Genomic DNA, 16,131 nt, shown 5'->3' with positions numbered 1-16,131 from the left:
GAAACGACTGGTAGCGCTCGAAGCCCGCGGCCTTTGAGCGCGACGTGGAGCAGAAGAAGACGGCAAACGCGCTGTGGAGGGCTCGTGGAGGGCGCGGCGCCGTAAAAGGCAGGGGTCTTACGCGCTCAGCGAGGGCGGCGCTTCGGGCGACCGAGCAGCAATCCCAGGGCCGCGAGGAGGAACCCCGCCTGGGCGCCGGAGTCTCTCGCGTCGTTGCCCAGGGCGCAGCTGCAACCGGAGCTCGAGCTGTCTCCTCCCGTCGCGTCGCCAGCTCCCGAGCTGGCGTCCTGTCCATTCGCCCCCGCGGACCCCGAGTCAATCGCGCCGCCGCTGCCTACGCTGCCGCCTGAGCCACTTTCCATGGCCCCGCCCTCGCCACCGGTTCCTGCCGTGCCACCAGCACCGCCGGTTCCTGCCGCGTTAGCCGCACCACCGGTTCCTGCCGCGCTACCCGCACCACCGGTTCCCGCCGCGCCACCCGCGCCACCCGCGCCATCGGTGCCGTCGCCACCGGGAACAGCGCCGGGACACGCTGCCGTCTCTGGATCCTGACCGCCGGCCTTGTCGAGGCCGAAATAGGCGGCGACGGCGGGGCCGTCGAACGGCACAGCGTGCCCGACGCCGTCCATCGCGAACGTCTCGTAGACCGTGTAGCCGCAAGAGCTCTTCCAGAACTGGCGCGTGGTTCCACGCTTTGGCGTGTCGGTCCCATCCGCGGTCTCGCTCAAGCCCAGAAGGTTCGTCCACTCTTTGACGTCCTCAGCCATGTTCTTGTAGTTGAGGACGGTGTCGGCGGTGCCATGCCAATGCTGCAGGCGCGGGCGATGGCCGGTGTAACCGGGATAGTAGGAACGAACGAGATCTCCCCACTGCTGCCCGGTCTTCGTGACGTTGCCGCCCCCGCAGGGGCCGCTCCACTGGGCCGAGTTCCCCGTCCCGGTGACGTCGTTGTAGCCCTCGGCCCAGCAGCCACACGGAACGCCCATGAGCGACACGCCGGCCATGAACACGTCGGGGTACACACCGAGCAGCGCCTCGGTCATGATGCCGCCCGATGACCCGCCGACCGAGTACACGCGGCCCCCATCGCCGTTGTACTTCGCGAGCGTGTATTTCACCATCTGGACGATGGCCCCCGTATCGCCACCACCGCCGTGGTGGAGCGATCTCGTCGATCCCGCGTCCCAGCAGTTCTGCCCGGTGGCCTCCGGGAAGATCATGATGAAGCCGCTGGTGTTCGCTATGGAAACCAGGCTCGACATCTCGCTGAACGTCCCCTGGCCATTGCCCTGGCAATGATGGGGAGCGACGACGATGGGAGGCTTGGTCGCCAGCTTGTCAGGCACGTAAATGTACATGTTGACGTAGCTGGGCAGGCCGTCCGTCCCCCATTCGCTCTGATTGACTTTTTGTAGCGACGCCCCGCGCGCAGGCAGCGCGAAGAGCAGCGCCAACGAGAGCGATGCGAATCCGAGAGCGTGATTTTGAGATTGGTTCATCGGACGGAGATTCTATATCAACGCCAACCTGGCACGCAAGTCAGCGCCGCTTTGCTTCGCGCGCTATAAATCTAGAATTGCCGCAGCAAGTTCCAGACTTCCTGCGGCATCCACGACATGTGCTGCCCGGCGTCGTTCGGTGACGGGGTATGACCGCCGTCGTAATCACACCAGCGGGTGGGATGCGCCTCCGAGCAGCCCTCGTGGTCTGAGCAGGCCTGGCCGCCGGAGCCAACACGAGACGGCATCGGTTGGCATCCATCCCAAGGGGGGTGCGAGCCAGGCGCGCCGCGGACGGGCGTCTTCCGGAGTGCGCCCTGATGTCATCCCAGCCGAGCCCACCTGCAACGCCTCCTTTCCCCCTGCGTGCGCCTCGTCTGGAGCCATGGCGCGACCGTCGACGTGAGCGCGCAGGAGGAGTCAGGGCCCGGTGCGCAGGACGGCCTATCCAGGGCAAGGCAGAAGAAGCTCCGGAGCACCGAATGTGAACGCTCACATGTTCGGCGTCAACCACAAACTGGCGCGCGGTGATCGTCGGCGAGCGCGGGGTCCGCGTCTGGCGGGGAACAGAGCTGGTGGCGCAGCGTGACCGCGCCTTCGAGGTGCCTCAGGCTCGCGTCATCGGCCTCAGCCGCGCTGTTCGATGAAGGGCTCGAGGAGCGAGAGCAGCGTCTCCGGCTGGTCCTCCGGGAGGATGTGCGCGGCGTTGTCGATCGTGGCGGTCGCCAGGTGGGGGGCGACGCCTTGGAGCTGCCCGGCCAGCGCCCCGTCGATGACCCCTCCCGCGATCGCGAGCGTCGGGATGTCGAGGCGCCGCGCGCTCGTGATGCTCGCGATCTGTCGCGCGCTCTCCGGCATCGCGCGGTAGTGCTCGCACATGCAACGAATGGATTCGCGACCGGAGTAGGCTCGAACGAAGGCCTCGCGCGCCTCCGGCGCGACACCGCGACGCTCGTAGGTCCCGATCGCGAGGAAGTAGTCGACGTAGGCGGCCTCGTGGCCTGCGATGAGCGTCTCCGGAAGCTCGGGGACGCCGTGGAACCCGAACCACCATGGAGCGCCACGCGAGAGGAAGCTCTCGGCGCCGGGCAGCGTGCCCACGAGCCCCTCCATCAGGGCCACGCAGCGAACCCGGCCCGGTGACGTCATGGCAAGCATGAACGCGGTCTGGACGCCGAGATCGATCCCCACCGCGGCCACGCTCGCGACGCCGAGCACGTCGAGCAGCCCCGCGAGGTCTCCTGCGACGGTGGTGACGTCGAAGCCCATTCGAGCGCGCTCGGTGCCACCGAGCCCGCGCAGATCCGGCGCGATGACGAAATAACGATCCGCCAGCGCGGCGATGACACGACGCCATAGGAACCACGTGTGTGGAATCCCATGGACCAGGAGCACAGCGGGCCCCGCACCCGCGATCGCGACCTCCATGCGCATGCCGCGTACATCGACGTTTCGGACATCGAAGCTGTCTCGTCGCATTGTCGCCTCCGTCCTCCGTTACCGGTCGATGCCCTGGCGCAAGAACGCGCCGGCGAGGTCGAGCGCGTCGCGCGCGGCCTCGAACGTCGCGACGCTCCTCGGGAACACGTGGGGCATACCCTCCCAGACATGGACCTCAGCGCCGGCGAGCGCATCGAGGCGAACGGAGTCGTCGAGCAGGATCTCGGCCGTGCCCACGTGAACCTGAACGGGCGGAAGGTGCTCCATCGCGCCATACAGCGCGGAGGCGCGCGGATCGCGAGGGTCGTGCCCGCACAGGTAGTGACGCGCGCCGGCCTCGAGCGCCCCGCGGGAGAGCACAGGATCTTCAAGGGCCTTGGCTTCGATGCTCGCGCCAGTCAGGGACAGATCGGTCCATGGCGAGAGGAGCACGCCGCACGGCGCCTTGCGCTGAGCGACCAGCAGGGCGAGCGCGAGCCCGCCGCCCGCCGAGTCTCCGGCGATGGCGACCCGCTCCACACCGAGCTCGCTGGCGAGGCCGAGGTGCGCATCCCTTGCATCCTCCCACGCGGCGGGGAAAGGGTGCTCCGGCGCCAAGCGGTAGTCGGCGACGAACACGGAGATGCCTGCGCGGACCGCGAGCTGGCCGGCGAAGTGGCGGAACGCGCGAGCGCTGCCGAGGATGAACGCACCGCCGTGCAAGTAGAGGATCGCTCGACCGGGCCGCGGCGACGGCGGGATGCACCATGTGCCCGGCACCCCGCCGACGCGAGCCTCGCGGTGCGAGGCGCCCGCGCCGGGCGGCGTGAGCTCGATGAGCTGGTCGAACGACGCTCGCGTCGGAGCGGCGCGGCTCTTCGCGAGCTGGGAGCGCAGCGCGATCATCGCGTCACGGTCGGCGGAAGAGAGCGGGTGATGGATTTGCGGCATAGGCGACCTCGGCAAAGGGGTGACGTCGTGAACGAATACGACCTCCCACGTGGCTTGAGAACGGCGTCGCGGAGGGTAAGATCCATTCCTCGTCGGAATAACCGGAGCAGCGCATGGATAGACTGGAAGCGTTCAAGATCCTCCTTCGAGTCGTCGAGACGAGGAGCTTCTCGGTGCCGGCGCGCGAGCTCGGCGTGGGTCAGCCCGCCGTGAGCAAGACGATCGCGCGTCTGGAAGAGGAACTCGGGCTCCGGTTGGTCGGGCGCACGACGCGACATGTGAGCGCGACCCCGGCCGGGCAGCGCCTCGTCGACGAGATCGGGCCGCTCGTCCGAGCGCTCGACGAGCGCGTCGCGCGGCTCGCGCGCGGCGATCGCGCGCCGAGCGGCACCGTGCGTATCGCGGTCGCCCCAGGCTTCGGCCGCGCCTGCGTCGTGCCGGTCCTGCGGGCGCTCCGCGCCGAGCACCCGGGCATCTCCGTGGAGCTCGCCGTCTCCGATCGGCTCGCGGACCTCGTGGCCGACAACATCGACCTCGCCGTTCGAGCTGGGGCGCTCGGTGACTCGGGCCACGTCGCGAGGCGCGTGGGGGAGACGCCGCTGCTCACCGTGGGCTCGGCGGCGTACCTGGCGCGCCACGGCGAGCCGCGTGAGCTGCCCGATCTCCAGGAGCACGAGTGCGTCGTGTTCTTCACTCGAGGCGCGCGGCGCGCATGGCGATTCGGACGGCCGGCGGCGACGAGCCACCACCCTTCACGTGTGACCTTCCTCTCGAGCAACGCGGACGACATCCGCGCGGCGGTGCTCGCCGACGTCGGCCTCGCCCAGGTGCCGGGGTGGCTCGTCGCGCAGGATCTCTCGACCGGCGCCGTGAGGGCCGTCTTGCGGCGACACGAGCCCGAGCCCATTCCTCTCTTCTTCGTGCGGCCGGCTCAGAAGCGACCGCCGGACCGCGTGCGCGTGGTAGAGCAGTTCCTCCTTCGTGAGCTCGCGCGCGAGCCGCTGCTGAACGTGGGGCGCTGAGCCGGCCGCCGTGGCGTGACGCGGTCACACCTGCGCGGAGCCTCCATCGACGAAGATCTCGGTGCCCGCGATGAAGCTCGCGTCGCACGATGCGAGGAATGCCACCACGTTCGCGACCTCGCCTGGCTCTCCCATCCGGCCAAGCGGAATGGTGGAAAATCGCCTGCGCCTTCATCGCGCTCCGCGTCTGCTCGTCCGGGGTGAGGCCATCCCAGCCCGGCGTCTGTATCGGACCGGGGCTGACGACGTTCACCCGGATGCCGCGCCCCTTGAGGTCCGCGGTCCAGGTACGCGCGAACGAGCGGAGCGCGGCCTTCGTCGCGCTGTAGACGCTCGTGCCTGCGAAGCCCTTCGAACCGACGACCGACCCGTTCAGGATCACTGCTCCTCTGTCGCGCAACAGTGGAAGCGCCTTCTGCACCAGGAAGAAGACGCCCTTGACATTGACGTCGAAGTGACGATCGAAGGTGACCTCGGGGAATGGGGTAGCTTCGACGGTGCCCGCATTCGCGAACAGGATGTCGAGATGGCCCTTCTCCGCCTTGATCTGGGCGAAGAGGCGATCGAGCTCATCGAGCTTTCCCGCGTCTCCCTGGACCGCAGTCACGTTCCTGCCTATGCTCGTAACCGCTGCCTCGAGCGCGTCGCGGCGCCGCCCTGTGATGAAGACGTGCCCGCCGCGGGCGACGAGCTCCTTCGCCGAAGCGAGACCGATGCCGCTGTTACCGCCAGTAACGAGGGCGACCTTCCCTTCAAGCTCATTCATAGATATCCTTCTGTGTCTTTGGGGATCGACCCCTCGGCGCGAACCAGGGCCGAGTCGTCTCCCCAGATCAGGCAATCAACGTTGCGACCGTACTGCGTGGCCCGTCAGCGCGGCGATGCCTCGATGGCGGGTTCGTTCCGACGTTCCAAAGCACGACGGAGGGCCTCATGTGCGTTACGCGCAAACGCTGCCTCCACACGCGTCCCAGGAATCAAGTCGGCTCCGTGGAACGTTCCTGGATACACGTGCAGCTCCGTCGGCACTCCTGCGCGCACGAGGCGTGTCGCGAAGGCGAGGTTCTCCGCTCCGGGATCGACTCTGCGACGGCCAACGCGAGGTGAACGGCCTGGACCGCAGGGGCACCCTCTGCCGCCGGGTGTCGAAGGAACCCGCGCCGGCGCGACGCCTTCGCGTCGAGCGCCAGCCGACCAGGGCTCCTCACGTGATCGGGGCCGTGGGGCATGTGGGTCTTCAACGCGCCGCCTTGCAAAGTCGAGCTCCCGTCAACGAGTGAAGTGCTTCGCCATCCAGTCGATGAACACGCGCAGCTTCGGCGACACGTGCTTGCCTGGCGCCCACATCAGATGCGCCGGCGTCGAGTGTCCGATCTGCTCCTCGAGAACCGTGACGAGCGCTCCTCGAGCGCGCTCATCTCTTATCAAGACGTCGGCGACGTAGGCGAGACCGCGGCCGCGAACGGCGAAATCCACGAGCGCCTCGACCCTGTTGGCGACGACCGGCGTGCGCGCGCACTCCACCTTCTCCCGGTGTGCGCCGAGATAGCCCAGAGGTTTTCGTTGCCCGTTGTTCGATAGGCGTAGCTGGAGAAGGTCGTGCTCACGGAGATCGCGGAGGCGGCGCGGCGTCCCGCGTTGGGCGAGGTAAGCGGGCGAGCCGACGAGAACGCACCGGTAGGAGCCGAGCGATCGCGCCTTGAGCATCGAGTCGTGGAGGGGACCCCACCGGATCGCCGCGTCGAAACCCTCACGTACGAGGTCGACGCTCCGGTTGGTGTAATCCAGCTCGAGATCGATGGCTGGATGCGCTTCGTGGAAGTCGGCGACCGCCGAGTGGAAGGGACCGCCCACGAGTGGAAGGCTTACCCGCAGCAGTCCCGTGGGAGCCGTCGTGGCCGCCGCGAACTCCGCTTCGGCCGCCTGAATCTCGGCGAGGATACGCCGTCAACGCGCAGCGAAGCGCGCTCCCTCCGGCGTGAGTCGCAGGCTGCGGCTGGTTCGATGAAACAGCCGGAAGCTCGCGCGCTCCTCGAGGCGCGTAATGCTCTTCCCGACAGCGGACGCAGAAATGCCGAGGACGCGAGCGGCTGCGACGAAGCTTCCGCTGTCGACAACCTGAACGAAGACGTTGAGGGAACTGACGCTGTCCATCGCGAACACAACGTAATCCGGACCCCGGCCGCGTACCAGGACGGGGAGCCGGGGCTGAGCAGCGCCAGGAAGATGGCGGCTCCCGGGCGCCGTCCTGGGGGAGTTTCTTTCTCCCCGGGTGGTGAGCGCCAGCTGCACGCCTCAACAGCGCAGGGTGCCGAGCGTGCGGCATCTGCCTTGACACCGGCGACGCGTCGAACCTGCTGCGGAATCCCGTGATGCAAATCCCGCACGCTGGTACCCCGCCACACCTGCATCGGCCTGCTCTTCTTCTGTCACCTATTCATCTGGCACTTCGGGGAAAGGGCATGTCTTGCAGCAGATCGTCGATGCAGGACTTCCAGGTGGAGGGCTCGAGGAGCTGCGAGAGCTCGTCGGATGAGCCTGTCGCGACCCACCCAGGTTTGCGCACCGCCGCTGGGCCAGTAGCGGCGGCCGAGGCCGCTCGTCAGTCATCCAGGGTGCTCTCGCGCTGCACCGCTGCGGACAGGCACGCTCGGCCCCGCTCGCCCGCTACCAGCGCAGGGGTTAGATCCATCGGAGCCAGGCGCGCAGCACGGACTCCAGCGCCGCCCGCTTCGCCTGGACGTCCTCTCCGTCGCTGAACGTCACGAGGCAGCGATCCTTGGCAAGCCACTCCAGCAAGCCAGCCGGGTCCGCGATCTCGAGCCCTTTCGCCGCTGTGTCCTTCACCTTGGCTCCGAGGTGAAGGATGAGCCGGACGCGGTCCTTTGCGCGCAAGTTGAACGTGGCAAAATGCTCCGTTGTCCGGAAGCTCGGCGCGTTCCACTTGATCTCCTCGCGGATCGCCGGGCTGACGCCGAGGATGATCTGCCGGAGGGCCATGATCGCCTCCTTCAGCGGATGATCCAGCTCGCGCAGGAACGCGACGACGGCCGGGCTCTCCTGCGCGTCGGCGGGCTCGGTGGGCGTGGCGCGCGCGGCGGGCGCTCCGGGGGCCTCCCGAGGCTCGCGCCTTTCGGGCGACGCCTTCTGCGCCTTCGCGCGCGGCTTGCTCGGCTTCTCGGTTGTGCGCTTCATGATGTGTTGTACGCCTGACTCGATGGCCCGAGCTCCAGCGCCCTTTCACGGGATCTCGCGTGACCCGACAGCCATGATCGGACGCGCTCAGCGTTAGAAAAGACGAACCGACTCGAGGATGTCAAGGCGAAACCGCCGCACCCGCTCATCAGCCGATGACGGCACGGCCTACATAATCTCGGCCGCGCGCGAGAACTCCGATCTGCACATCTAACGCCTGACGTCCGATTACCTGAACGTGACCAGCCTGGTCCAGATCCTCTGGGCCGGCTCGTGGCGTGAGGCGCCGGCCATGTTCAAGCGCAACGGCGTGTACTAACGTCTGCTTCGCACGATCCTGCGGTCTGGCACCATGATCACGGTGTTGTGGTCCTCGCCTCCCGGCATCGAGCGCCACCCTCGAAGGTCGAACAGCGTTCCCTGTCGGCTCGGCCGCCGGAAAGTCGAGCGCTCTTCCGCCTCGTCGGCCGCGTCGCCCACGCGCGCCCGGTTCAGCCCGAGCCGCTGGCATTGGACCTCGAACAGCCGCTGGATCGCCGCCCAGCGCGGGCCCGCTCCCTGGAAGCGCGCACCGAAGGCGGCCTCGTTCATCTTGCCGCCGGTCGGCCCCGCCCTCGTTTGCGACGACCACGGTCACCGAGCCGTAGACCTCGCCGAGGGGACCGTCGGCATCGACAGGCTGCCGATGCTGCCGAGCCCCGCCGAACCCCTCGATCACGGCGTGTGCGCGCCCTTCTCTTTCGCGGGACTAGCGCGTCACCGCCGCGACGGCGCGGCGCGACGTCGCCGACCACGATCAGATCGTCCGCCCCGTCTACGAGCCAGGCGACGCAGATCTCGCTCACGCCGCGCGACGCGGAGGACAGCCGCGACGCATAAAATGGAGGACCGCCCCAGGCGAAGCTTCCACGAGCCACGATCGGCTGTATGCTCTCGGGCATGAAGGACCCGAAGCACCTGCCCCGACCCGAGGGCCAGGCTCATGGCTGCTGAATCCTGCGGCATCTGTGGCGGCGACGGCCGCATCGCCAACTCGTTCTCCGGCACCACCGCCAGCTGCCCGGGCTGCCACGGCACCGGCCGGCGCTCGGACGACACCGGCTTCCGCGACGTCACCAAGACAAAGCCTTCGCACTACCGGCAGCCGAACAAGGCAGCGGCCGTCGAGAAGCAGCAGGGACCTGCGTCGCTGGAAGGCATCCAGCTCGCCAGGGAGGTGAACGCGGCTGCACATCTCTCCAGCGGGACGAAGACCAAGCTCACGCTCGAGATCGTGGAGCATGAGGCCACCCACGGAAAGTGCACCCAGACATTCATCAAGAAGGTCCGCAAGCAGCTCCGTCCGCCCGGATCGTGATCGGCGAAGGGCTGCCGCGAGCACCCGTCCTCGGGTGGTGGCTACGTCACGACAAGTCAAGGCGCCGGCGACAGAGAGGATTCCGGCCCTGCCGCCTTGAGATACCCTCAGACAATGCACGTTTCCGGCTGGCCGGTTTGGATAGCGCTCCTTGGCCTGCCGACCGGCGGTGACTTCCGCCGCTCGCCTTCGGGCACCGATGGCCTCGCAGGCGCCGACGAGCACTGTCGTTCGCTGTCCGCCGCCGCGGTGCCCGCCTCGGGCGCGTGGCCGTGGCGCGCATACCTCGGCGCCGGCACTGCCAACCGCCAATGCCCGTCGGCAAGCACCGCGCCGCTCGTGCCGCGCTCAGAGGTCGAACAACGTCCCCTGTCGGCTCGGCCGCCGGAACGTCGAGCGCTCTTCCGCCTCGTCGGCCGCGTCGCCCACGCGCGCCCGGTTCAGCCCGAGCCGCTGGCAGTGGACCTCGAAGAGCCGCTGGATCGCCGCCCAGCGCGGGCCCGCTCCCTGGAAGCGCGCGCCGAAGGCGGCCTCGTTCATCTTGCCGCCGCGCATCTCCTGGATGCCGCGGCGGACCTTGGCGGCGCGGTCCGGGAAGGCCTCCTCGAGGCGCTCGTCGAAGACCGGGAGCACCTCGCGCGGCAGGCGCAGCGGCATCATGAACGCGCTCTCCGCGCCAGCGTCCCGCGCGCGCTCCAGGAGCTCCGGGACGTCGCTGTCGTTCAGGCCGGGGATCATCGGCGACAGCGAGATCCCCGTCGGCACCCCCGCGTCGGAGAGCGCCCGCATCGCCGCGAAGCGCAGCGACGAGCGGCTCGCATACGGCTCCATCTTGCGCGCCACGGCGTCGTCGGCGAACGGGATGCTGAAGTGGACCCGAGCGCGGGCCCGGCGCGCCAGCTCGCCGAGCAACGCGGCGTCGCGCCGCACGAGCGCGCCCTTCGTGATGAGCCCGACCGGGTTCCTGAACGTGAGGCACACCTCGAGGCAGCGGCGGGTGAGCTCGTAGCTCGCCTCGAGCGGCTGGTAGCAATCGACGTTGCCCGAGAACACGATCGTGTCTCCCTGCCAGCTCGGCTTGTTGAGCTCCTTCTCGAGCAGCTCGGGCGCATTCGACTTGACCACGATCTTGCGGTCGAAATCCGTGCCGGCGCCCCACCCGAGGTACTGGTGCGACGGCCGGGCATAGCAGTAGGCGCACGCGTGGAGGCAGCCCCGGTACGGGTTGACGCTGTACCGGAAAGGAAGATCGGGGCTGTCGTTCGCGGCCACGATGGAGCGGGCCTGCTCCTCGAAGATCTGCAGCGTCGCCGGGGGCGCCTCTTCGAGGTACTCGACCTGCGTGGACGACCACGGGTTCGGAGGGTTGTTCACGGGGCGCGGCATGGTGCGGAGTGCTCCGGGCGACGAGGCGAGCGCTGCGAGCGCAGTGTAGCGCGTCCCGGTCAGGATGGGAGCGTTTGTTCAGTAGAGCCCGGCGGGCCCCGCCGGGGCGCCTGGGACGCACCGGCTGCGCCGGGCGTGCGTCCGGGGGGGGGGGCGACGGTGGGACGCTGGGAAGAGCGGATTGACGCGGTCGGGGAGCCCTGCTGGCATGGACGCCCTCAGTCGAGACGGGGGAGGGAAATATGGCCGAGCCGAGACAGCCTGGGTTCGATCTCCGCAGCACCTACCTGCACCTCGCGGAGGGCGGGGACGCGCTGCAGATCGATGTGAAGCCGACGTTCTGGCAAGAGCTCATGTCCGACGAGCCGACGGGCGCCGACATCCGGCGGGTCAAGCGCGTGGATGGCTGGCTCGTGACGAGGTTTCACATGGCCGAGGACACGGCCCGGTGGGAGATGCACCCGGCCGGGGACGAGATCCTGTACCTCCTCTCGGGCTCGATCGACGTGGTGCTGCAGGACCAGGGCGGCGAGCGGGTCGTCGCGCTGCGCGCAGGGACCGCGTGCACGGTGCCGCAAGGGGTGTGGCACCGGATGATCGTCCACGAACCGGGGGATTTCGTGGCGATCACGTACGGCAAGGGGACGCAGCACCGAGCGGTGTAGTCGCCCCGCGGCGAGCCCGAGTTCGACGTTCCGGGGCCGCGCCTTGCCGGGCTGCCGCAGAAACATTCCGGGGCCGAGCCTCACCGGGCTGCCGCAGAACGACGTGGATGGGAGTCGCGGAGGAGGTCGATGTCCTCGACGACGTTCTTCGCCTCAGCTCCGCCCTGCGTGGCGGCGGTGCTCCACCATCAGGCAGCGGTCCTGCACGACCAGGATGCCTGCCTCGACCAGCCGCTCGGCCACCTTGTCGTTCCGGATGCCGCTCTGCAGCCAGACGGCGCGCGGCCGGGCGGCGAGCAGGTCGTCGAGGTGCCCGGTGACGTCCTGACCCCGCCGGAAGACATCGACGATGTCGATGGGGCCCGGCACGTCGGCCACCCGGCGATAGACCTGCTGGCCGAGGATGGTCTTCACGTCAGGGTAATAGACAGGGACCGGGATCACCTCCACGCCCGCGCCCTGCAGATAGCTGGGCACGTAGAAGGCAGGCTGATCCGACTGCGCCTCGGTCTTGATGCCGAGCACGGCGACGCGCCGCGCCGAGCGCACCAGCTCCGCCACCCGGGCCTCGTCGTGGCTGATATCGCGAATGTCGTCCATGGAGGGAGTCTACGCCCCAGGGCGCCGCTCGGCGACAGATCCCCGCGCGCGGGTCGCGGCAGAGTTGTGGCAGACTCGGCCGCGTGAACCTCGACCGGCTCCCCGCGCTCTGGGCCGACCTCATCCGCTCTCCCGCCTCGCTGCCCGTCGCGCTGGCGCTCTCGGCCTCCGTCCTCGCGCTCGGCTTCTTCGCCTACCGCCTGGTCTTCGCCTCGCTCTCCCGCCTCGCGGGCGCCACGCAGACGTCGCTGGACGACCTCCTGGTCCGCCGCATGCGGCTGCCGGCGCGCATGCTCGTCGCGCTGCTCGCGATGCACGCGTTCATCTCCCTTCGCGGGGGAGAGCTGCCCACGCTCCACAAGGGCGTGCTCCTCCTGGAGCTCACCCTCGCCGCGTACCTCGCCATCGAGATCGCCGAGACGCTGATCATCGACTACTGGCTCGCCGAGCGCCGGAAGGTGCTGCTCCCGGCGCTGGTGCGGCACCTCCTGCTCACGATCCTCTACCTGGTCGCCGGCCTCTCGATCGTCGGCGCGGTCACCGGGGTCGACCTCGTGCCGCTGCTCGCGACCTCGACCGTCATCACGGTGGTCCTCGGCCTCGCGCTGCAGGACACCCTGGGCAACCTCTTCGCCGGGCTCGCCCTGCACTCCGAGCGCTCGTTCGGCGTCGGGGACTGGATCCTCGTCGACGGGGTCGAGGGCCAGGTGATCTACGTGGGATGGCGCTCCACGCGCCTGAGGACGTTCTCCGGAGACGTCGTGATCCTGCCGAACTCGATCATCGCCAAGGCGCGCGTGCAGAACTTCTGCGCGCCGGACCGGAACTGCGCGCGCAACATCGAGATGCTCGTCGCGCTCGGCGCCTCCCCCGAGGCCGTGGAGCGCGCCGCCCAGCGCGCCTGCGGCGAGGTGCCCGAGGTGCTCCGCGAGCCCGCGCCCAGGCTCTGGCTCGCCTCCGTCACGCCGCTCTTCCAGCGGTACGTCATCAAGTTCTGGATCGCCGACTTCGAGCGCCACGATCTCCTGGAGTCCGAGGTCATGAAGGCGTTCTTCCGGGCGTGCCGCGACGAGGGCGTGGCGCTCAGCCCCGCCGCGGCGCAGCCGGCCCTCGCCGTCGAGATACGGCCCCCGGCAGGCGCCCCAGGGCCCGCCGAGGGCGCCGCAGGGGCCGCCGCGGGCGCCGTTGGGCCCGCGGCCGACCCGAGGGCGGCGCCGGCGGTCCTGGCGGCGATCGTCGTGGCGCCGGCCGCCCCGCCGCCGGACGCTCACCTCTGAGCCCGCGCGGGCTCAGGTCGTGGCGCGGGCCGCCCCGCCGTCGGGCGATCACCGCCGCGTCCGCGCGGGCTCAGCGGCCTGATTTGCCTTGGTGCAGCCGCCTCGCCGTCGGGCGATCACCGCCGCGTCCGCGCGGGCTCAGCGGCCTGATTTGCCTTGGTGCAGCCGCCTCGCCGCGGTACCCCGGCGGCATGCCTGATCACCAGTCCGTCTCTCCCAGCAAGGTCGCGATCGTGGGTGCTGGCAGCGTCGGGGCGACGATCGCCTATGCGTGCCTGATCCGCGGCGTGGCAAAGCAGGTCGCCCTGTTCGACACGAACCGGGCCAAGGTCGACGCCGAGGTGCTCGACCTCAACCATGGGCTGCAGTTCGTCCCGGTGGCCACGCTCGATGGCAGCGACGATGTCGAGGTCTGCCGCGGGGCGCACGTCGTCGTGATCACCGCCGGCGCGAAGCAGAAGCCCGGGCAGAGCAGGATGGACCTCGCCACCGCGAACGTCGCGATATGCCGCGAGCTCCTGCCGAGGCTCCAGGCCGTCGCGCCGGACGCGCTCTACCTGCTCGTCACGAACCCGGTCGACGTGATCACGTATGTCACGCTCAAGCTGACAGGCCTCCCGCCCGCCCGTGTGATCGGCAGCGGCACGGTGCTCGACAGCAGCCGTTTCAGGTTCCTCATCGCGAGGAAGCTCGACGTGGCCGTGCAGAACGTCCACGCGTACATCGCGGGAGAGCACGGGGACAGCGAGGTGCCGCTGTGGAGCAGCGCGAACGTGGCGAACATCCCGCTCGACGCGTGGTCCGTGCCCGGCCACGGCCACCTCGGCGCGACCGAGCGGGCGGAGATCTTCTCCAACGTGAAGAACGCCGCCGCCCAGGTGATCTCCGGCAAGGGCGCGACGAACTACGCTATCGGCCTCGCGACCGCCAAGATCCTGGAGGCCCTGCTCCGCGACGAGCACCGCGTGCTGCCCGTCAGCGGCCTGCTGAGCGGCTATCGTGGGATCGACGATGTCTGCCTGAGCGTGCCGTGCATCGTGAACCGGTCCGGCGTCGAGTCGCTGCTGCCCATACCGATGAACCCCGAGGAGGAGGCCGGCCTCCGAGCCAGCGCGGACACGATCCGCAAGGCGATCCGATCGCTAGGATTCTGAGGCGACCCCGGGTGTGCCGCGACTGCCATCGCGCCCCGTGATTCCCGTCGGGCCCAATCGCCCGTGCCCCTCGAAGGCGTCTATCGTCCGTCTGTCGACCAACCCCTCTCGTCTGCTCATCCGTGGCAAACCAGCGCGTTCGCCCTCATGGGCAAGGCCGTAGGCCCGAGGAGAGGCAGCTCGTCGCGCGGAGTGGGGGACGGGCCGATGTTCGAGCCCAATAGCCATCTTTCATCCGGCGAAGCCGGATGAGAGATGGCTCAGGCGAGTTCGGCGGGGCCCCCACTCCGCGCGACGAGCTGCCTCTCCTCGGGCCGGTCAGCTCAGCAAAGCCCCCGCCCCGCCCAACGATCCGCCCCGCCTCTTCCCAAGCTCACCCGCCAGCAGCCCCCTGGTCCGCTTCCCCCCACGCCACCATGACAGCGCTCGTGTTGTAGAACCCCTCGACGCTCCCCCCGAACTTCGCGATCTGCCCGTAGCACGCCATCCCGAACATCGGGTTCGACGCCGCGTTCGGCGAGAGGAACGCCCGCACCTCCTCGCGGTACCGCTCACCCAGCATCCGGAACCGCGCCGCGCAGTCGAACACCAGCGAGCCGGCCACCCCGGGCAGCGGCCCCAGCACCTTCGTCGACAGGCTCTTCGCCGCCTGGAGCACCGCGTCGGTCGCCGCGTTCACGACGCGCACCACCTGCCCGCGCGCCAGCCCCCCGGTCAGCACCACCGCGCCGTCCCCGCGGATCGCGATCGGCGACCTGATCTTCAGCGCCTCGCCGAACGGCGTCTTCGCCCCGAGCGCGTGCTTCGCCATCGTCTGGAGCAGCCCCTCGCCGCTCGAACGGAAGCCGAGCCGCGAGAGCTCCTCCTCGTACACACGCGCCGCCGGCTGTCCGTCCAGCGTCCTGAGCACGTTCCGCTCGATGTCCGTGATCGTGAAATCCCGCCCGCCCTCGGCCGCGCGGAACCCGTGCACCACGTCGATGTTCACCCGCTGCCGGTGCGTCAGGCGCACGAGGACCGCCGCGTCCGTCAGCACCTTGCGGCCCAGGAACACCCGCGCCCCCTCGAACGTCCACCCGTCGCCCGCCGTCCCGCCGAAGACGCGCGTGTGCGGCGGCACGCCCTGGCGGAGCGCGGCCACCAGATCGTCGCCGTCGCACGCGAACGCGTCCGCCAGCACCAGGATCGAGCTCGTCGCCCCGCTCCGCCCGCTGCCGCTCGAGACGGCCTCGTCCATGTCGCTCAGCGCCGCCCTGATGCTCTTGGCGTGATCCGAGCGCAGCTCGCGCGCCGCCGTGCAGGCCACGTCGATGTTCGCTCCGCCGAGGAACGCGCACGTCACCCCGCTCCTGCTGAAGCCGCGCTCCGTGAACGACGCGCCGCCGGTGGTGGCTCCGACCACCGGAACGCCCGTCGCGTCCTCGACCGCGGCGAGGTAGTCCTCGTGCTTCGCCCCGCTCGGCATGGCCACGATCGCGAGCCGCGCGGGCTCCTTCCACTCCGCGACCGTCCGCTCGATCTTCCGGCCGAGCAGCCACGCGTTCCCGTCAAAGGGTCCGAGGGTCATCATCTTCATGCGCTGAAGCTCCTGCGTGCCCGGCGCCGG

16 protein-coding genes and 1 pseudogene are annotated in these 16,131 nt (G+C 69.5%); 5 read left to right on the top strand and 12 right to left on the bottom strand.

Features of this window, described 5'->3' with window-relative positions; translation table 11 throughout:
- Positions 1-125 precede the first annotated feature (125 nt).
- The 3 genes from POL72_RS06620 to POL72_RS06610 all read right to left on the bottom strand — a co-directional run bounded on the left by POL72_RS06620 (position 126) and on the right by POL72_RS06610 (position 3,869).
- Entirely contained in the window at positions 126-1,499 is a 1,374-nt protein-coding gene (locus POL72_RS06620; RefSeq protein WP_272094170.1) for an MYXO-CTERM-sorted multifunctional esterase, read from the bottom strand.
- Between the two features lie 627 nt (positions 1,500-2,126).
- Positions 2,127-2,933 carry an alpha/beta fold hydrolase gene (locus tag POL72_RS06615; RefSeq protein ID WP_272094169.1) on the bottom strand — a complete coding sequence of 269 codons (807 nt, stop codon included), beginning with the start codon at positions 2,931-2,933 and terminating at the stop codon, positions 2,127-2,129.
- Between the two features lie 63 nt (positions 2,934-2,996).
- Entirely contained in the window at positions 2,997-3,869 is an 873-nt protein-coding gene (locus tag POL72_RS06610; protein WP_272094168.1) for an alpha/beta hydrolase fold domain-containing protein, read from the bottom strand.
- A 113-nt stretch (positions 3,870-3,982) separates the two neighbouring features.
- Between POL72_RS06610 and POL72_RS06605 the strand changes: the two genes are divergently transcribed.
- Positions 3,983-4,891: a LysR family transcriptional regulator gene (locus tag POL72_RS06605; RefSeq protein WP_272094167.1), complete on the top strand. Its 909-nt coding sequence runs from the start codon at positions 3,983-3,985 to the stop codon at positions 4,889-4,891.
- A 24-nt stretch (positions 4,892-4,915) separates the two neighbouring features.
- Here POL72_RS06605 and POL72_RS52210 read toward each other — a convergent pair whose 3' ends face one another.
- From POL72_RS52210 to POL72_RS06580, 6 genes and pseudogenes are all read right to left on the bottom strand, one after another.
- A complete protein-coding gene (locus POL72_RS52210; RefSeq protein WP_272094166.1) occupies positions 4,916-5,026 on the bottom strand; it encodes an SDR family oxidoreductase in 111 nt (36 codons plus the stop codon).
- A 94-nt stretch (positions 5,027-5,120) separates the two neighbouring features.
- Positions 5,121-5,657 (bottom strand): annotated as a pseudogene (locus POL72_RS51585) (SDR family NAD(P)-dependent oxidoreductase); the annotation flags it as partial.
- A gap of 503 nt (positions 5,658-6,160) precedes the next feature.
- Positions 6,161-6,766 carry a LysR substrate-binding domain-containing protein gene (locus POL72_RS06590; RefSeq protein WP_272095917.1) on the bottom strand — a complete coding sequence of 202 codons (606 nt, stop codon included), beginning with the start codon at positions 6,764-6,766 and terminating at the stop codon, positions 6,161-6,163.
- Between the two features lie 72 nt (positions 6,767-6,838).
- Positions 6,839-7,045, bottom strand: a complete 207-nt coding sequence (locus POL72_RS51580; protein ID WP_373372189.1) for a LysR family transcriptional regulator — start codon at positions 7,043-7,045, stop codon at positions 6,839-6,841.
- Between the two features lie 528 nt (positions 7,046-7,573).
- Positions 7,574-8,086: a DUF1801 domain-containing protein gene (locus POL72_RS06585; protein WP_272094165.1), complete on the bottom strand. Its 513-nt coding sequence runs from the start codon at positions 8,084-8,086 to the stop codon at positions 7,574-7,576.
- Positions 8,087-8,401: 315 nt separating this feature from the next.
- The gene (locus POL72_RS06580) at positions 8,402-8,677 is read right to left on the bottom strand and encodes a hypothetical protein (protein ID WP_272094164.1); all 276 of its coding nucleotides are present in this window, start codon (positions 8,675-8,677) and stop codon (positions 8,402-8,404) included.
- Between the two features lie 391 nt (positions 8,678-9,068).
- Between POL72_RS06580 and POL72_RS06575 the strand changes: the two genes are divergently transcribed.
- Complete coding sequence (locus tag POL72_RS06575; RefSeq protein WP_272094163.1) at positions 9,069-9,443, top strand: molecular chaperone DnaJ; 375 nt, start codon at positions 9,069-9,071, stop codon at positions 9,441-9,443.
- 348 nt (positions 9,444-9,791) lie between these two features.
- Here the strand turns inward: POL72_RS06575 and POL72_RS06570 are convergent, their stop codons facing one another.
- A complete protein-coding gene (locus tag POL72_RS06570; protein ID WP_272094162.1) occupies positions 9,792-10,817 on the bottom strand; it encodes a PA0069 family radical SAM protein in 1,026 nt (341 codons plus the stop codon).
- A 254-nt stretch (positions 10,818-11,071) separates the two neighbouring features.
- On the opposite strand from POL72_RS06570, the gene POL72_RS06565 reads away from it, so the two are divergent.
- A complete protein-coding gene (locus tag POL72_RS06565) occupies positions 11,072-11,494 on the top strand; it encodes a cupin domain-containing protein (RefSeq protein WP_272094161.1) in 423 nt (140 codons plus the stop codon).
- Positions 11,495-11,647: 153 nt separating this feature from the next.
- Here POL72_RS06565 and POL72_RS06560 read toward each other — a convergent pair whose 3' ends face one another.
- Positions 11,648-12,094 carry a CoA-binding protein gene (locus tag POL72_RS06560; protein WP_272094160.1) on the bottom strand — a complete coding sequence of 149 codons (447 nt, stop codon included), beginning with the start codon at positions 12,092-12,094 and terminating at the stop codon, positions 11,648-11,650.
- Between the two features lie 83 nt (positions 12,095-12,177).
- On the opposite strand from POL72_RS06560, the gene POL72_RS06555 reads away from it, so the two are divergent.
- The gene (locus tag POL72_RS06555) at positions 12,178-13,371 is read left to right on the top strand and encodes a mechanosensitive ion channel family protein (protein WP_272094159.1); all 1,194 of its coding nucleotides are present in this window, start codon (positions 12,178-12,180) and stop codon (positions 13,369-13,371) included.
- 191 nt (positions 13,372-13,562) lie between these two features.
- On the top strand, positions 13,563-14,525 hold the full coding sequence (locus POL72_RS06550; protein WP_272094158.1) for an L-lactate dehydrogenase: 963 nt from the start codon (positions 13,563-13,565) through the stop codon (positions 14,523-14,525).
- 373 nt (positions 14,526-14,898) lie between these two features.
- Here the strand turns inward: POL72_RS06550 and POL72_RS06545 are convergent, their stop codons facing one another.
- A complete protein-coding gene (locus tag POL72_RS06545; protein WP_272094157.1) occupies positions 14,899-16,101 on the bottom strand; it encodes an FIST signal transduction protein in 1,203 nt (400 codons plus the stop codon).
- Positions 16,102-16,131 lie beyond the last annotated feature (30 nt).

This window comes from Sorangium aterium, assembly GCF_028368935.1.
Classification (GTDB): Bacteria; Myxococcota_A; Polyangia; order Polyangiales; family Polyangiaceae; genus Sorangium; species Sorangium atrum.
This window is presented reverse-complemented; position numbering and strand designations above follow the sequence as displayed.

What these genes read in the sequence shown, in the direction of transcription:
- POL72_RS06610 (WP_272094168.1), bottom strand. Translation starts at nt 3,869, where the DNA reads ATGCCGCAAATCCATCACCCGCTCTCTTCCGCCGACCGTGACGCGATG.
- POL72_RS06565 (WP_272094161.1), top strand. Translation starts at nt 11,072, where the DNA reads ATGGCCGAGCCGAGACAGCCTGGGTTCGATCTCCGCAGCACCTACCTG.
- POL72_RS06580 (WP_272094164.1), bottom strand. Translation starts at nt 8,677, where the DNA reads ATGAACGAGGCCGCCTTCGGTGCGCGCTTCCAGGGAGCGGGCCCGCGC.
- POL72_RS51580 (WP_373372189.1), bottom strand. Translation starts at nt 7,045, where the DNA reads ATGGACAGCGTCAGTTCCCTCAACGTCTTCGTTCAGGTTGTCGACAGC.
- POL72_RS06575 (WP_272094163.1), top strand. Translation starts at nt 9,069, where the DNA reads ATGGCTGCTGAATCCTGCGGCATCTGTGGCGGCGACGGCCGCATCGCC.
- POL72_RS06560 (WP_272094160.1), bottom strand. Translation starts at nt 12,094, where the DNA reads ATGGACGACATTCGCGATATCAGCCACGACGAGGCCCGGGTGGCGGAG.
- POL72_RS52210 (WP_272094166.1), bottom strand. Translation starts at nt 5,026, where the DNA reads ATGGGAGAGCCAGGCGAGGTCGCGAACGTGGTGGCATTCCTCGCATCG.
- POL72_RS06605 (WP_272094167.1), top strand. Translation starts at nt 3,983, where the DNA reads ATGGATAGACTGGAAGCGTTCAAGATCCTCCTTCGAGTCGTCGAGACG.
- POL72_RS06585 (WP_272094165.1), bottom strand. Translation starts at nt 8,086, where the DNA reads ATGAAGCGCACAACCGAGAAGCCGAGCAAGCCGCGCGCGAAGGCGCAG.
- POL72_RS06615 (WP_272094169.1), bottom strand. Translation starts at nt 2,933, where the DNA reads ATGCGCATGGAGGTCGCGATCGCGGGTGCGGGGCCCGCTGTGCTCCTG.
- POL72_RS06545 (WP_272094157.1), bottom strand. Translation starts at nt 16,101, where the DNA reads ATGAAGATGATGACCCTCGGACCCTTTGACGGGAACGCGTGGCTGCTC.
- POL72_RS06620 (WP_272094170.1), bottom strand. Translation starts at nt 1,499, where the DNA reads ATGAACCAATCTCAAAATCACGCTCTCGGATTCGCATCGCTCTCGTTG.
- POL72_RS06550 (WP_272094158.1), top strand. Translation starts at nt 13,563, where the DNA reads ATGCCTGATCACCAGTCCGTCTCTCCCAGCAAGGTCGCGATCGTGGGT.